Below are 13,859 nucleotides of genomic sequence, written 5' to 3'. Positions count from 1 at the left end.
TATGAAAGTTTGTATTATAGGAACATCTGGCGCAGGGAAGACGACGTTATCTGCCAAGTTATCTGATGAATTTAACACGCCCGTGTATGGTTATGATGAGATTTATTGGGATAAAACTCAGCAGGAATATATCAAAAATCCTCAACCTATTATTAACGCCTTAGTTTCAGCGATAACGTCTAAAACGGAATGGATAGTTGAAGGTGCTTACGATAGGCGTTTAATACCATTTTTTAACGATTGTACGCTGATTATTCGCTTAATTATACCTTATCGTATTTGTGTCTTTAGAATTGTAAAACGATACCTTTCATCGAAATTTACAACAATGGGGCCTAAAGAAACTCTTTTTAATATGATTGAGCTGCTACGCTTTACAAAGCAATTTGATAAGAGACTTGATGATTTCTTTGCTAAAAATCCTTTATTTGCATCTAAAGTTATCATCATAGATAACTCCGAACAATGTATTGATACGATAAAAAAACATTTAGAGCAAATAAAATAAATAGAGTTCGTTTACTACCAAGCACCTACCTTTATAACTAATCTTTGCGATAATTTTATTTAAGATGATTAAGTTTGGGTTACTACCAACCGAGGCTTATGCGAACACAGCGTTTGCGTCTATGGTACTTCTTATTTTCTTAATGTTTAGATATTGTTTAATTGCTGATCTGAACTTACAAACTTATATAGGTCTAAAACTTAATATAAGTGTAAATATGAGGTATGACATGAGGCTGTTTATAATAGTTTTTGCAGTAATGCTTTCCGCTTGTGCATCTTCTGGGCGTGAATTAAGTAAAGAAAATCCTAAAGATGACCCTTACGTTGATAGCACATTAAACAGCATTAAAGCTGGTCAGAATATTCAAATCGAGCGGCAAATGCGACGAGGATATTAATCTAGCAATAGAATAATTAATAATAAACTAAGAAGTCTGCCTATGAAGTGCCTTCTACTAATCGTTGGGTAACTAATTACAGGGAGGCATTTCATCGTTATAAATTTTTCTTTTTGGCGATTTAGTATTTTAAAAGCTAAGACATAGGGCCGTTGTTGACATATGAAGATACAAACCTTAAGTATCGGTTAATTCGTATGCTTTTTTGTATCTTGCTGTTTCGATTTGGTTTGTATTTCGCTTTATAGGGGGGATTGAGTATGAGTAGTAGACATGATTGGCTTGATGAGGTTTTTGTTTAGGTGGGAATAGCTGGGTTTAGCTTGCTGTGGTGTCCCCTGCAGGAATCGATATTTCACTATATATTATTGATATTTAACGATTGGTGCTAATTTGATTTCTGTTTGTACCCTTTTTTATACCCTCATTCTTGATTGATGCTTTAATTGCAATGAATCTAAGTTTGCTTAATTAAAATTGAGATGTATGCAACTTTCGTAGTTGCATTGGTGATTTGTATTCGAACTCTATCATGGGATTCGAATATGTTAAAGAACCTCTTAATGAATAACAGTTTTGCCAATTTAGCAAGAATGTTATCCATTAAGTTTTGTATGTAGTATCAGAACAGCATTATTAAATCATTATTACTTATATTCCTATTATTTTATTTTTAAAAGCCAGCTGAGTTAAGAACCAATGCTCTGCTTCATTTAAATAGATTAATCCCTTTCTCTCAAGGGATCTTAAGGTAGCTTTGTTACAGAGTTGACCATAACCTAACTGAATATTTCTCATTGTTTGTTTTTGCCGTTCTGATAATTTCATGATATTCGACACACCAAAGAGGGAGGCTAAACGAGTCATAATAAATTTCCTTAAATATAAATAAGATAGGTAAAATTTAAAGAATGAATCAAGTGAGATTTAATCGATAAGATGGAAAATGGCTGAACTTTCAGGATGTTGAATGGCATAGTCACGAAGCTGGTAGAAACGCTCGACCAATACTTCACTTTCCGTTTGAAATGACCATAAGCTGTACATTATCAAACATACAGCAATGCCCGCTGCTTCACAGCTAACGTCCGCCTCATTACCATTGTGCATATTGAACAGTGTTAATTTTTCGGAGCCCAAATCAGGATAAATAAATGCGCCACCATTGGGTAAGGTGCAGTATTCCCAATACCCGCCGTGGTAATTCTCACAAAACTGCCCCATGATGGTAAAGATAACAACTTCAAAGGTGGGGAAGCCTTTAACGGCGCCAAAGTGGGTTTGCCAAAAATGCGTGCGCTGGTGGTTGGAAACGGGTGTTGCGATGATGGGGTCAAGTGTCATAAGAAAGCCCTTGTGTGGATAGGATGAAATAAAAAAGGCAGACCTGTTGGCCTGCCTTTATGGTTTATTACCGAAAAATAAATCGTTAATGCTTAGTTATTGCTAAATAACCCATTAAGTAGTCGTTCAATCGCTCCCCCTAATAACGTGGTGCACGCTAGCGTTGCCCCAAGTCGAGCCGCTTGAATTTCAGTGTCAGAATACTCACCTTTAAGCGTAAGTTGTTCGTTGACCGTCTTCTGGGCGTAGTAGGTGATAGACACCAGTGTCACAACACTCACAGAGGTGGCGATAAGTTTAAAAATCGTCATGATGAATTCCTAGGAAGTAAGCCTGTGTGAGAACAGGCTCAAGTAAGGGTGAGCGTAACTTATTGAGGACCAGACCAGTTATCACTATCCAAAACTAAAAAAGAGTCACAGCCTGATTGACCTACAGTGCAAACTCGCTTGGCTATTGATTTAGGTGGCCATTTTTTATCGGCTGAATAAGCTAAACCATTATTATCGACGCAGGCGACTTTTAACCAGTTAGCCGCTGCACCACGATTATAATAAACGCTACTAATACAGGTCATCGCGGTAGGGGCAGGAAAACCTTTTGCTTGTCGAATTGGAGTGTCGCCTGTCAACTCTCCATGAGGCACACCTAGGACAGGTCGTTCATTACTCTCATTTTTCTCCTTCAATTTTTGACCATATTCTGGCGTTAAATAGTAGGTATAACGTGTGGGCTGAATTTCACCGGGTAGGTGAAGTGCTAATGCTTGAGCACAAACCGTTAGCGAGATTAAAGTCGTAAATAGTACCTTTTTCATAAAGATGAACTCCATTATTTCATTAAAGATTGGATATATTGGTAATGTGGCAAAGCTTGAATAAACGCCTCTTCACATAGCCGCTGGTTTAGGTCTTCACGATAACGAAAGCCCCGCGCCGTCATGACCACGTCTTGCAAGGCCATCACATCAAAGACATGAATGTGCTCCGCGATATCAGCGGCGAGATACCAATGACCTTGGTAATAAATCAACTTATACGGGGCAACGTTCGTGATGTTTTTTCCTTGGTGGGCAAATTGCAGTAAACGCCGTTTTACAATGGCTTGTGTCAAGATATAAAAGCCCCCGAACAGCGAGGGACGCTGTTCGGGCGGGGTATGGTAAACAATAAACGGTGAATCAATCGTCGGGTCGAGCAGAACTGCTAGCAGCTTCCTGTCTAAAGCCGGAAACAGTGAGGTGACATGCGTAATGGCAGCAAAGCGCAATATGTCCTTATCGGTACGAAAGGGACGCTGTGATGCTGCCAATCGATAGCCACCTTGGTGATATTCCAAGTCCAGATATTGAAGGCGCTCATTAAAGTCACGCCGTAGGGTACGAGTCGAGACATTGAGCTCTTCTGACAGCTCGGATAAATAAACGGTTTCCCCGCGAAATAATTGACTAATAATAAACGCCAACCGAGACGCAAGCCGGTCATGGCGAGACACAGAAGTCGACATGATGTTGTCCTTATTAAAATAGTTCCGGCAAGCGGATAGAATGGGATTGATAAACCTTATTGCGATAAAGCTTTTTGTCGTAAGTACGCCACAATGATGCAGGCGGGGACGGTGACGCGATAAGCGGGCCCCGCTAAGTCAGCGACAAGCCATGCCGAGCTCACGGCAAGACCAATCGGCCCTGCAATCAAGGAAAGTGCTCGGTGTGCGGCAAAGAGTGTACCAATGGTAGCAACCCCGCCGAGCGCATTAATCACGCCAATGGCGGAGAGTGTGGCCACTTCCAGCGCGGCAATGCCTGAGGTACGGATAGCCGCTTGAACCGCAATCAAAATCAGTTGGGGCGTCGGGTTGGTGAGGTTAAGTTGCATATCACGAGAGAAGGTTTGTAGCTCTTCTGTGGTCAGCTCATTTAAGCTTTTTTCTAACACTTTCAATAACAAATTTAATTCCAAGGTTTCGGTACTTCCCTCCTTCGGATAATTGACATCAAGGTGGTCACAGACATCTTGTAGAATTTCACGGTACAACACGCCTTTATTGCCTCGAACGAGACTCATCAAGCTGTTAGCCCCAAACGCTTGCAGCTCTGCCGCAATCGACATCCAATATTGCTGGTGCTCAGGGTGATAGAGTTGATATTCAGGTGAGCTGGTTAAGGTTTCAGTCCAACGCTTTTGTCCGTCTTTGCTGTCGTGAGTTAGGACGGATACAAGCAAGCCCAGTTCTTCATTGCTGCATTCACGTAAAAACGCTAAATCGGTATCTAATCGGTAAGTTGCCATCAGTGTTATTCCCCAGTATGAAAAAGAGAACACTACGATAACAACCTCACCGGACAGGTTATGTCCGGCTATTTGACTTTTTTTCGGGGGAAAATGGAGGGGAAATGACAGGATATGTCCTTGAAAAACATTAAGTGATTGATATTTAAGTTATTTCAATATCGCAATAATACTGTATATCTGATTATTTTTTGATTGTGAACGATACAAAAGAAAGAGTACGTAACTTTATTTTTTCTTGTGGCGTTTTGCTTTCATTGAATTTATACAGGCAACCCCGATACTGCGAACTTTAGGCTGCTGATATGTCTGTTTCGCTAATCTAAACAAATACCCTTTAAATTGGATGGCGTTCATTTCATTTGTAAAATGATGGAATATCGTGTCGTCATTCCAGTCAGGATATAATATACACAACATTGAAGTTTTATCTCGCTGCACACTTCTGACATATTTTTCCGTTTTTTGTTCATCAGAAGGCTCATTATTAATAGGTGTTAGATTATTTCTACTTCTCCCTTTATTGGCATCTTTAGTCCAAAAGAGCAAGCTTTCATACCCACCTTTATACGAATCTTTTGTTTGTGTTAAAAAAAGGATTTTCCCTTCTAATTGGTTTTTAAATAGAATAGAATTCCAAACTGATTTTATCTCATCAGTCATTCTATTATTGAACTTTCCATTTGAAATATATAAGTGAATACGAATGTATTTTTCATCAGAGGCGCTCACTTTTAGTGAAGTCCAAAAGTAACCTAATATATGTTCATTTAGCATAACTCGCGAACGAATATGGTTAAAAAAATCCGTCACACATTGCATTAAAGCGTTATCTTGCTTATCCTTATTATCCTTATTATCCTTATTATCCTTATTATCCTTATTATCCTTATTATCCTTATTATCCACTTTAATTGAAAAAATAAGATGCCCCGCCTTTTTATTCCTTTTTATCATCGTTTGATGGTATTCATAAAGCCTCTTAAAGATATTGTTTTTTTGATTCAAAGACCTTTTCAGTAAGGTTATAAATTTAGCGCCACCTAGGATTTTAATCTCACCATCGATGACACCTTCGTAGTTTGCATCAATAAAATCAATTAGATTTATTGATGTATTTGAGCCGGTGGGAAATCCACCATAGAGGACATATTCATCCGCCAACGCAACGATTTGTTCGTTGATTTTCTTGGTCCTTTCAATATTAATTCCATCATCTTTTTTGTCTAACAGTAAAAAATCAAAGTCGTTATGCATCGATTTGAGTGACATTCTTATCTCCCTAGTCTGCTCAATTACATACTGCCTCACCATACAAGTTAATCTGCTATTATAATACAAGTTAGTATTACATATAGATACAAGTTAATTTACCTCTACTGCTGCATGGTTTTCAGCGGATAAGTTTGTATCATTAAAGCCAGGATAGTTTGAATCAATAAACTAGGCGTTTCGCATGCAAGTAGCGTCGTTTTTATATTATTAGATGTGAGATATGTTAGTAAAGCAGTAGCGATTATAGCTCTAGACTAAATCTAATACTTATTGCCCCCTCAGCAATCATCATACACTTTGACTAAAAAGTCATCAATAGGAGGCAATAGAAGCTCGTTTAATGATAAAAAAGATCGTTCATTAGCATTATTAATAATTACATGTGGTACATAAAAACTGCTTCACTGTGAATGTTTCGCCAATTTTAAACACCATTTGCATTATTTATTCGAATAGGCTCCTAAGTTTCATGTTTATATCTAAATAATATGGCCTAAGTTAAATTATCCCATCTACCTCATTTTTATTTCGTGGAGACGAGTAGTACCATTCTTTTTTATTTTACATCGAAATATGAACAAACATTCGGATTGCATAGCTTTTTAATTTAGTTCATTATAGCCATGAATTCCCACTATAGGTGATAGTAGATAAAAAACAGACTGAGCACCGAGTTTAATATCAAAGCAGCATACCCAAAACAACCAAAACTGGCATATAAAAATTAGTGCGTGTCTTACGTCTATATTGGTGAATAGAAATGATTGTCTAGATGTTAAAGTTAACAATACCTAACTTGATTTATTCATTGAGTTAAAGATTGTATTGTTATCACAAAAATAACGTGAATTCCTTATTAAAAAAAGACTAACTTTCACCTCTGATAACTAAGTGATTAAGCCATTATTTTGTGTGTAGGGTGCACTTTCGTGTTTAACTGGTCTTAAAATAATGGGGATTAATCTAGGATTGTTTATTATTATAACAACATCAATTATAACAACATTACAATTACAGAGTCATTACAATAATAATTAACTATTGCGATTAAATATAACTAATCATTCCATTTATAAATAAGCCACATGACAACGAGAGTGATTAAATACACAACAACTCCGGTATTGAGGCGCTGTATTATAATGCTTAATTGCAATATGAAACGAAAGGGTAATAATCTCCTATCCAGTTAATCTCTGACTCTCTTGTTCGATTACAAGGTAATTAGGTTCGTCACCTAATGACGAAATATCATCGCGTGGCTGACATAACCCAAGTCGAAGATATAATGTCACCTTGCTACTATTGCTCCTTAAGACAAAATTATCTACAGGCTCTAACCTTACCCAGCTTACAGAACGCCATGCTATCTTAGTATGCTGTGTTTTATTGTTTATAAACATATTGGGCTATGCTATCAGTCCCTATTGGCTGCCAAAGTCAATGTAATCCCCTCAAAGCAAAGCCCCTTTGCTGATGATCGCTCCCCAACCATTTGTAATTAAAAATTAAAAATAACTTCTCTGCCTGATGATACGAATCTTTATTCAATCACAGGCAAATAAAATGACAAATCGTGCACTACACTTAAATCAAGTTGTTCTCTCAACCACGTTTGAACATGACCGTTTAACGCTCACTCGAGACCACTCACTGCGTGAGTTAGTGTCTCTACTCATGGGAAATATTAAACACCTTTCAAAACGTCTAACTCATAAATTAGATTTATATAAAGGCATTCCCTTGTCACCTAATAACCCTCGTTTGCAGCTCACCTCTACGTCCTCCAAAGGTGAGCTCTTTTTAGAAACGCTCAAGTTCACCCGTTACATTCAATCAATGAAAATATCGCAAATACAGCGCTTGCATCCCACCTTAGTACTGTTGCTCTCTCTGGTTAACAAATACCACCTGAGTGAGATACTGATAGACAAAGATAAATACTGGATGGTGGATATACCTGAACACGTTCAGTGGCTTAACGAGGTCTTCCGTGAGTTCCAAAGCACGTTAAAGAGCCCTGACTATAAAAAGCAAGTTCGTGCCTTCGAGCAAGGCGCTCAGAAGAATTACAGACGGGCTCAGCAATACATTGACTCGTTGTATCAACGTTACTCCAAACTGCTAGTTGTGCGTGTAGACCTGTCTTACAAAAGTGGTATTTGCCACAGAGTCAAAGCTCATCACCTTCGTCAGCATCGCCAAGCCCTGTACAAAGCCATTAATAGCAACCCACTCTTTTCATGCTGCGTCGGGTATATCTTGAAATTGGAATTCGGTATGGAAAAAGGCTTCCATTACCACGCTTTGTTTTTCTTTAACGGTCAGAAAGTGAGGCAGGACATCACGCTGGGTAAACTCATTGGTGAACTCTGGCAAGAACGTATTACAGAGTGGGCGGGTTTGTACTTTAACTGCAATTACCAAAAAGAAAGCTATCGCGAACTGGGGATTGGTTTACTGAAACGTACTGATGCGGAGAGTAAGAAAGGGTTACTCAATGCGGTAAGGTATTTATGTAAAGCGGATGCATGGGTCCGTCTGGCTGTGCCTGAACTTAAACGCACCTTTTGGCGAGGCGAAATCAAGCCAAGAAAACGTCAGTAGTTAACAGACAAATTATTTTTTACACATCCGGTTAATGATGTGGAGTGATATCCACATCCCATTTTTCGATATCGCTCCTGCTTTTTACCCACGTTAAAAACAGGAGTTTTACCATGAGCACGCAAACTGAAAATATTGCATTACTTGATGACCAATTCATTGACATGAAATTTATCACCGCACTAACGGGGTTAACGGATAAGTGGTTCTATAAGTTGATCCAAGAGGGGGAGTTCCCAAAACCTATCAAGTTTGGTCGTATGTCGCGCTGGTTAAAGAGCGAAGTCGTACAGTGGTTACAAGCACGCATTGATGAATCGAGAGGAACTAACTCAGCCCTTGGAACCTAAGGCACTAGCGCGAGTCGCTGTGCATTTTCCATAGTATATCCACCCATTACCCACCAACTCATTTTCAACCACACCTGGTGCGATTGAATACGCTCTAGGCAAAGCTACGTCCTGAACATACGAACCTGACTCGATACGCATGCAGGCACTGTTAGGTGCTCTTTTGAGTTTTAAGGTGGGTTGCCGAGTGTGGATCCTGAATGTTGGGTACTCAGAACGTTTAGTTTAAATTTTACAGAAGGAGCACAACCATGCTTAAATTACATGAAGTCAAAATGTCGCTAGCCTTAACGCAGAACAATCGTTTCGCGGGAGCCAATCAGGAACCGAGTTATTCACGAGAAAACTATTACTGTGCTCACTGCGGTGAGCCCGTCACACTGCACAAGACGCCAACGGAGTCATGGTTTACCCATTCTGATCCTCAGACTGCAGAGCACTGTCCGCGGGTCATCAGTAAGATCAAGAGCTTAGAAGACAAGGCACGACTGAGCACACAGGTTCGATCAGTGTCCCCTATTTTAAAGGTCACGGATTGGTTTTGCGTGCAGTGTCGTGAGTATTTTACAAGTAATCAAAAATGTTGCCCGAAGTGCCATGAGGGGATTTGGTGTATTCCTGCCCAGAATGTAACAGAGGAACATCAGCCTAAAACAGAAAAATTGTTTCCATTATGACCTTTTAATGCTCATGGTGTTAGGTTAATCAATCACGCTTTCGCTAAATGTGACCACGGTACTGCCACCAAAATTAAGTGAACTATATCTAGCGTATTGTAAAACCTGACCTTAAAGGGGGGAGCCCCCAGATTTTACGTATGCAAGTAGTCTCTTAACGCTGAGTTTTTGCTTTCATTGGCAATTTGGGTGATGGTTTGAGATTAATAAATCTGTATACTCGCGAAACTCAGCAATTGTAGTATCGAGACTAAAACTTACTTTGAGCAAACCATATGCATAAAATCACAGGTGCGATTGCACATCTCCTACATCGACACGGTTTTCCTTCTAGGAACGGCTCGGGTAGGACGTATATTGGAAGGCACAACCTCAAAACGATGCTCTACCAGAATTTCATAGACAGGTAGCCAATATACGTCCGTGGATTCTATAGCTATGGTTTGAACGGGCCGGATCTAAAAGTCACTATCCTCATATAGGCCGATTTTCAGTGGGAAAACGTTTATGCAAAATTATCAATATTTAATATTGATTTAACTTGTTTTGTTAATACAAAAAACAAATAAAATAGTGCTTTATTTATATCATTTTCAATTGCGACTTCCACATCTGATCAGGCGTTGCATTAGCTGAAGGTGAATAAGGTCAAGGCTCAGGTAAAGTGGTATTCCATGGCTATATTATTGATGCGCCGTGCACCATTGTTTCTGACAATCCTATCCAATCATTCAATATCGAACTGGCAGACCGTAGCTTTGAAGAATGCAAAGATGGTACTTACGTTAAGAATCAGGTAGTCATTACCTTCAGCTATACAGACGCTGGCACAGTAACAGGAGAGGAAGGCAAGCCTGAAACCATTGATATGGTTGGATAGCAAAGAAAACATCGGTACAGGTATAGTTATTACTTCTGGTAACACTCGAGTGAAAAATAATGTTTTGTTACCGCTAAAATCGTTGCAAGCCGGTCCAAATACACTTGAATTTTCATCTTACGTTAAAGGAATTGGTCTACCGGATGTTGACGGTTACCCCCAATTAAAACGGGTGAGTTTTATGCGACAGCAAACTTTAGCTTAGCCTATCAATAATAGAAAATAAAAAATATATCAAATAGTGACGTTTAGAGGCTGGGTAAGGAAAGTTATAGTTAAAGAACATCATAACGCAAAAAATCGTCTTTCGAATGCCTACCTAGAACAACTTATCAAGTAGACATTAACAACCAAATCATTGATATCAGTATGCCCAAAGAATATCTGGAATTTAGTGAGGATAACTGGGATCCTCCCGTGTTGTGGGAGGAGGGGCTATCGGGTGCATTATTAGAGATTATAATTTAAACGTCACTCACCAACAAAACCGTGGAATCCATGTGATTCGATGGATTCTACCAGTGTTGTTGGCCTTAATTTTGCCTCATGGCGTCTGAGAGGGGACTGGCAGGGAAGTCTTTATCATAATATGCGCTCAGAACGAGCCACAGATCAAAACTTTCAGTGGAGCCAAGTATATTTATACCGTGCGATAAAAACACTCAGCGCAAGTCTCTCCCTTGGTGAGACCTATTTTAATTCTGACATTTTTGATTCATTCCGATTTACGGGGGCAAGTCTATACTCAGATACTGATATGCTACCACCAAGCTTACGTGACTTTGCTTCTGAAGTAACCGGGGTAGCCAGAACGAACGCCCAAGTGGAAATGTCACAGAATGGACGGATTTTATACCAAACTTAGGTTCCAGCAGGTCCTTTTACTATCAATAGCTCGCCCATTTGGCTCTCTGGCATTATCGATGTCACCATTTTAGAACAAGATGGTAGTGAGCAAAAATATCAAGTAAATGCAAATTCTGTCCCTTTTTTAACTCGACCAGGTAGCCTCAGATACAAGCTGGCTCTTGGAAAACTCTTAAAGGATACCATAAAGCTATCAATACTCCCTTTTCATCCTGTGAAATATCGTGGGGGGCAGTAATAACTGGTCATTATATTCAGGTTTCATTGGTAGTGAGGAGTATACCTCGTTATCTTTAGGCATCGGACGTGATTTGTTTTCTTTTGGGGCTGCCTCTTTCGATATCACACATTCTACTGCCAATGTTGAACAAAGGTCCTCCAAAATAGGGAATACATATCGCCTAAATTATAACAAACAACTGGCTAATATGAATATCCAGCTTCAATTATCAGCCATGAAGAATGATAACGATTTTATGTCTATACCTGCTTTTATTGATTATTCAGCAGGTCACGTATTCAATGCAATAAAGGATATGTAATCAATAAAAGATTCGAATCAACTCACCTCAGATAACTTTAAAATTTGTTTTAGAACCTATCCCAAAAGGAATTGTCAGATAATACATAATGATAATTTCTGAGGGCGAAGCGTGGCGGGCAACAAGTGGCAGATCAGTGATGGACTCTGGGAGAAAATGGCTCCACTGATTCCGGAGCATAAAACTCACCATCCTCTGGGTACGCACCGCAAGCGCGCTGCAATGAACGCCATCTTCTTCGTACTCAGGACGGGTTGCCAGTGGAATGCGCTGAATGCCACCGGTATATGCTCGTCAAGCTCTGCTCACCGCCGATTTCAGGAGTGGCGGGATGCTGGCGTATTTGAACGCTTCTGGCAAAACGGGTTGCTTGCCTGCGAACAGCTGGACGCTATTGACTGGTCGTGGCTGTCGATTGATGGTTGTATGACCAAATCCCCCCTGGCAGGCTCAAAAAAACAGGCCGGAACCCTACAGACCGTGGGAAACAGGGCGTAAAGCGCAGTCTGATGACTGACGCGAACGGGCTTCCGCTTGCACTGGTTGTAGCCGGAGCAAATACACACGACATAAAGCTGGTTGCGGATACGCTCGATGCCCTCCAGACGGGCAGACCATGCAAGAGGCTCCGGTTGTGCATGGACAAAGGGTATGAAGCGGAATGGTTGGGATCGTATCTGAAAAGTCGTCGCTATGAACCTCATATCCAGTCACGGAAGGATGAGTCAGAAGCCATCAAAAACACGGATTTTAAGGCTCACCGCTGGGTTGTAGAGAGAACACACAGTTGGATGAATCGCTACCGTCGTGTCCTGACTCGTTGGGAGAAGAAAGTCGAGAATTATGAGGCGATGCTGCATTTTGCCTGTGGTGTCATTGTCTGGAATAAAAACCTATTGGGATAGGTTCTTAATCGCAATACCAACATTCTACTTTCTATTATTAGTCCCGATGAATCAGAAGATACGGAACAAGATAAGACACGAATTGTTTTTGAAGACAGTGGAAGCTTAGTCAGCTATCTCAAGATTAACAATAAATCGGTACTGACCCCCACATCATTTTTGGCTAAAGGGAATCGTGATAATATCTTTACGGTCACATCAAGGTTGAAAATTGGTCAAGTATTCAATGAGTTGAATATAGGGTGAACTATGCTTTATTTTTTGAGGTTCAGTATGGCCCTTGTTTCAGTGAAATGCCGCTTCTGCGGATTAACCGCTCCTGTTAAAAAACATGGCACCGGTAATGGCGGTCATCCTCGTTACCGCTGTCAAACTTGCTTCCGTACCTTTCAACTCGATTATATATACAGAGCTTGTCAGCCAGGTATCAAAGAGCAAGTGGTGGAACTGGCGATTAATAATGCCGGTATCCGTGACACGGCAAGATCTTTGCATATCAGTATTAATGCAGTCATACGCACTTTAAAAAACTCAACCCTCGGCAGGTAACAACACTCCCTTTACAGAATTTACAGGTTCATATTTTTTATGAAATGGATGAGATATGGTCGTTTGTCGGTAATAAAAAGCGACAACGATGGCTATGGTATGCTTGGTCACCACAGTTAAAACGCATAGTGGTACATGTCTTGGGCTCACGGAGTCGTAAGACTCTGCAAAAATTATTAAGGTTGCTTTCTCAGTTTGATATTCAGTTTTGGTGCACAGACAATTACTGAGCCTATCAGTTATTACCAAGAGGGATCCACTTGATAGGTAAACGAATTACTCAGGGAATAGTACGTCAAAATCTGAATTTAAGAAACCGAATAAAAAGGCTGAACAGAAAAACATTGAGGTATTCAAGGTCTATTGAAATGCATGACAAGATCATTGGTACTTTCATTGAACATTACATTTAATCAACTCATTGAATACTCGACCATGTCAATACGATATGATTTTTTATAAATTCAAGCCGCCGCACTGGGTGCAAGACTTACGAGTTAGCATATAAAATTTTCTCCGTATTCATGAATATGCAGGTAGAGGGAGATGCTCGATTGATTCAGTATTATTTGGGCTATAAAAATATTCGTCAGACCGTACGCTATCTCACAAGTAACTTAGTTAGATTTAAAGATGTTTGGATTAGCAAATAAGTGAAAATGAG

Annotated in this window: 16 protein-coding genes and 3 pseudogenes; 12 read left to right on the top strand and 7 right to left on the bottom strand. The window is 39.8% G+C overall.

Going from position 1 to position 13,859, the window contains the following annotated elements; genetic code table 11:
- The first annotated feature begins 1 nt into the window (after position 1).
- A complete protein-coding gene (locus PSF31_RS19560) occupies positions 2 to 508 on the top strand; it encodes an AAA family ATPase (protein WP_004264847.1) in 507 nt (168 codons plus the stop codon).
- Between the two features lie 229 nt (positions 509 to 737).
- Positions 738 to 908, top strand: coding sequence for a hypothetical protein (locus PSF31_RS19555; RefSeq protein ID WP_164561145.1), 171 nt, complete (start codon positions 738 to 740; stop codon positions 906 to 908).
- A gap of 651 nt (positions 909 to 1,559) precedes the next feature.
- On the opposite strand, the gene PSF31_RS19550 is transcribed toward PSF31_RS19555, so the two are convergent.
- The 7 genes from PSF31_RS19550 to PSF31_RS19520 form a co-directional block, all read right to left on the bottom strand.
- Positions 1,560 to 1,775, bottom strand: coding sequence for a hypothetical protein (locus PSF31_RS19550; protein ID WP_272537717.1), 216 nt, complete (start codon positions 1,773 to 1,775; stop codon positions 1,560 to 1,562).
- A gap of 60 nt (positions 1,776 to 1,835) precedes the next feature.
- Positions 1,836 to 2,252, bottom strand: a complete 417-nt coding sequence (locus tag PSF31_RS19545; protein WP_272537716.1) for an antirestriction protein — start codon at positions 2,250 to 2,252, stop codon at positions 1,836 to 1,838.
- A gap of 92 nt (positions 2,253 to 2,344) precedes the next feature.
- Complete coding sequence (locus PSF31_RS19540; protein ID WP_272537715.1) at positions 2,345 to 2,563, bottom strand: hypothetical protein; 219 nt, start codon at positions 2,561 to 2,563, stop codon at positions 2,345 to 2,347.
- Positions 2,564 to 2,622: 59 nt separating this feature from the next.
- The gene (locus PSF31_RS19535) at positions 2,623 to 3,069 is read right to left on the bottom strand and encodes a hypothetical protein (protein WP_104872832.1); all 447 of its coding nucleotides are present in this window, start codon (positions 3,067 to 3,069) and stop codon (positions 2,623 to 2,625) included.
- A gap of 14 nt (positions 3,070 to 3,083) precedes the next feature.
- Positions 3,084 to 3,758 (bottom strand): helix-turn-helix transcriptional regulator, encoded by a 675-nt coding sequence (locus PSF31_RS19530; RefSeq protein WP_210799349.1) that lies wholly within the window; start codon positions 3,756 to 3,758, stop codon positions 3,084 to 3,086.
- A 56-nt stretch (positions 3,759 to 3,814) separates the two neighbouring features.
- Positions 3,815 to 4,543 (bottom strand): DUF3944 domain-containing protein, encoded by a 729-nt coding sequence (locus PSF31_RS19525; protein WP_272537714.1) that lies wholly within the window; start codon positions 4,541 to 4,543, stop codon positions 3,815 to 3,817.
- A 228-nt stretch (positions 4,544 to 4,771) separates the two neighbouring features.
- On the bottom strand, positions 4,772 to 5,815 hold the full coding sequence (locus PSF31_RS19520; RefSeq protein ID WP_272683287.1) for a hypothetical protein: 1,044 nt from the start codon (positions 5,813 to 5,815) through the stop codon (positions 4,772 to 4,774).
- Between the two features lie 1,569 nt (positions 5,816 to 7,384).
- On the opposite strand from PSF31_RS19520, the gene PSF31_RS19515 reads away from it, so the two are divergent.
- The 10 genes and pseudogenes from PSF31_RS19515 to PSF31_RS19480 all read left to right on the top strand — a co-directional run bounded on the left by PSF31_RS19515 (position 7,385) and on the right by PSF31_RS19480 (position 13,608).
- Entirely contained in the window at positions 7,385 to 8,425 is a 1,041-nt protein-coding gene (locus tag PSF31_RS19515; protein WP_272537709.1) for a YagK/YfjJ domain-containing protein, read from the top strand.
- Positions 8,426 to 8,538: 113 nt separating this feature from the next.
- Positions 8,539 to 8,775, top strand: a complete 237-nt coding sequence (locus PSF31_RS19510) for a helix-turn-helix transcriptional regulator (RefSeq protein ID WP_272537708.1) — start codon at positions 8,539 to 8,541, stop codon at positions 8,773 to 8,775.
- A 251-nt stretch (positions 8,776 to 9,026) separates the two neighbouring features.
- Positions 9,027 to 9,452 (top strand): putative zinc ribbon protein, encoded by a 426-nt coding sequence (locus PSF31_RS21145; protein ID WP_442959491.1) that lies wholly within the window; start codon positions 9,027 to 9,029, stop codon positions 9,450 to 9,452.
- A 664-nt stretch (positions 9,453 to 10,116) separates the two neighbouring features.
- On the top strand, positions 10,117 to 10,332 hold the full coding sequence (locus tag PSF31_RS19505) for a hypothetical protein (protein ID WP_272537707.1): 216 nt from the start codon (positions 10,117 to 10,119) through the stop codon (positions 10,330 to 10,332).
- Between the two features lie 49 nt (positions 10,333 to 10,381).
- On the top strand, positions 10,382 to 10,537 hold the full coding sequence (locus PSF31_RS19500) for a hypothetical protein (RefSeq protein ID WP_272537706.1): 156 nt from the start codon (positions 10,382 to 10,384) through the stop codon (positions 10,535 to 10,537).
- Between the two features lie 119 nt (positions 10,538 to 10,656).
- A pseudogene (locus PSF31_RS21140) lies at positions 10,657 to 10,800 on the top strand (FimD/PapC N-terminal domain-containing protein); the annotation flags it as partial.
- A 40-nt stretch (positions 10,801 to 10,840) separates the two neighbouring features.
- Positions 10,841 to 11,437: pseudogene (locus PSF31_RS19495) on the top strand (fimbria/pilus outer membrane usher protein).
- A complete protein-coding gene (locus PSF31_RS19490) occupies positions 11,424 to 11,741 on the top strand; it encodes a fimbria/pilus outer membrane usher protein (protein ID WP_272537705.1) in 318 nt (105 codons plus the stop codon). The pseudogene PSF31_RS19495 and the gene PSF31_RS19490 overlap by 14 nt, the downstream one beginning before the upstream one ends.
- Positions 11,742 to 11,852: 111 nt before the next feature.
- Positions 11,853 to 12,646 (top strand): IS5 family transposase gene (locus PSF31_RS19485; protein ID WP_272537704.1). Its coding sequence is split into 2 segments (ribosomal slippage): positions 11,853 to 12,191 and positions 12,194 to 12,646, totalling 792 coding nucleotides; the frame shifts between segments, so codons are not numbered across the junction.
- Between the two features lie 273 nt (positions 12,647 to 12,919).
- Positions 12,920 to 13,608, top strand: a pseudogene (locus PSF31_RS19480) (IS1 family transposase).
- Positions 13,609 to 13,859: the final 251 nt, after the last annotated feature.

Origin of the sequence: Providencia sp. PROV156, from assembly GCF_028480905.1 — a bacterium.
Classification (GTDB): Bacteria; Pseudomonadota; Gammaproteobacteria; order Enterobacterales; family Enterobacteriaceae; genus Providencia; species Providencia hangzhouensis.
The sequence above is the reverse complement of the archived record's forward strand: the minus strand, read 5'-3'. Positions and strand labels throughout refer to the sequence as shown.

Coding starts and splice junctions, on each gene's coding strand:
- PSF31_RS19560 (WP_004264847.1), top strand. CDS start 2: ATGAAAGTTTGTATTATAGGAACATCTGGCGCAGGGAAGACGACGTTA.
- PSF31_RS19555 (WP_164561145.1), top strand. CDS start 738: ATGAGGCTGTTTATAATAGTTTTTGCAGTAATGCTTTCCGCTTGTGCA.
- PSF31_RS19550 (WP_272537717.1), bottom strand. CDS start 1,775: ATGACTCGTTTAGCCTCCCTCTTTGGTGTGTCGAATATCATGAAATTA.
- PSF31_RS19545 (WP_272537716.1), bottom strand. CDS start 2,252: ATGACACTTGACCCCATCATCGCAACACCCGTTTCCAACCACCAGCGC.
- PSF31_RS19540 (WP_272537715.1), bottom strand. CDS start 2,563: ATGACGATTTTTAAACTTATCGCCACCTCTGTGAGTGTTGTGACACTG.
- PSF31_RS19535 (WP_104872832.1), bottom strand. CDS start 3,069: ATGAAAAAGGTACTATTTACGACTTTAATCTCGCTAACGGTTTGTGCT.
- PSF31_RS19530 (WP_210799349.1), bottom strand. CDS start 3,758: ATGTCGACTTCTGTGTCTCGCCATGACCGGCTTGCGTCTCGGTTGGCG.
- PSF31_RS19525 (WP_272537714.1), bottom strand. CDS start 4,543: ATGGCAACTTACCGATTAGATACCGATTTAGCGTTTTTACGTGAATGC.
- PSF31_RS19520 (WP_272683287.1), bottom strand. CDS start 5,815: ATGTCACTCAAATCGATGCATAACGACTTTGATTTTTTACTGTTAGAC.
- PSF31_RS19515 (WP_272537709.1), top strand. CDS start 7,385: ATGACAAATCGTGCACTACACTTAAATCAAGTTGTTCTCTCAACCACG.
- PSF31_RS19510 (WP_272537708.1), top strand. CDS start 8,539: ATGAGCACGCAAACTGAAAATATTGCATTACTTGATGACCAATTCATT.
- PSF31_RS21145 (WP_442959491.1), top strand. CDS start 9,027: ATGCTTAAATTACATGAAGTCAAAATGTCGCTAGCCTTAACGCAGAAC.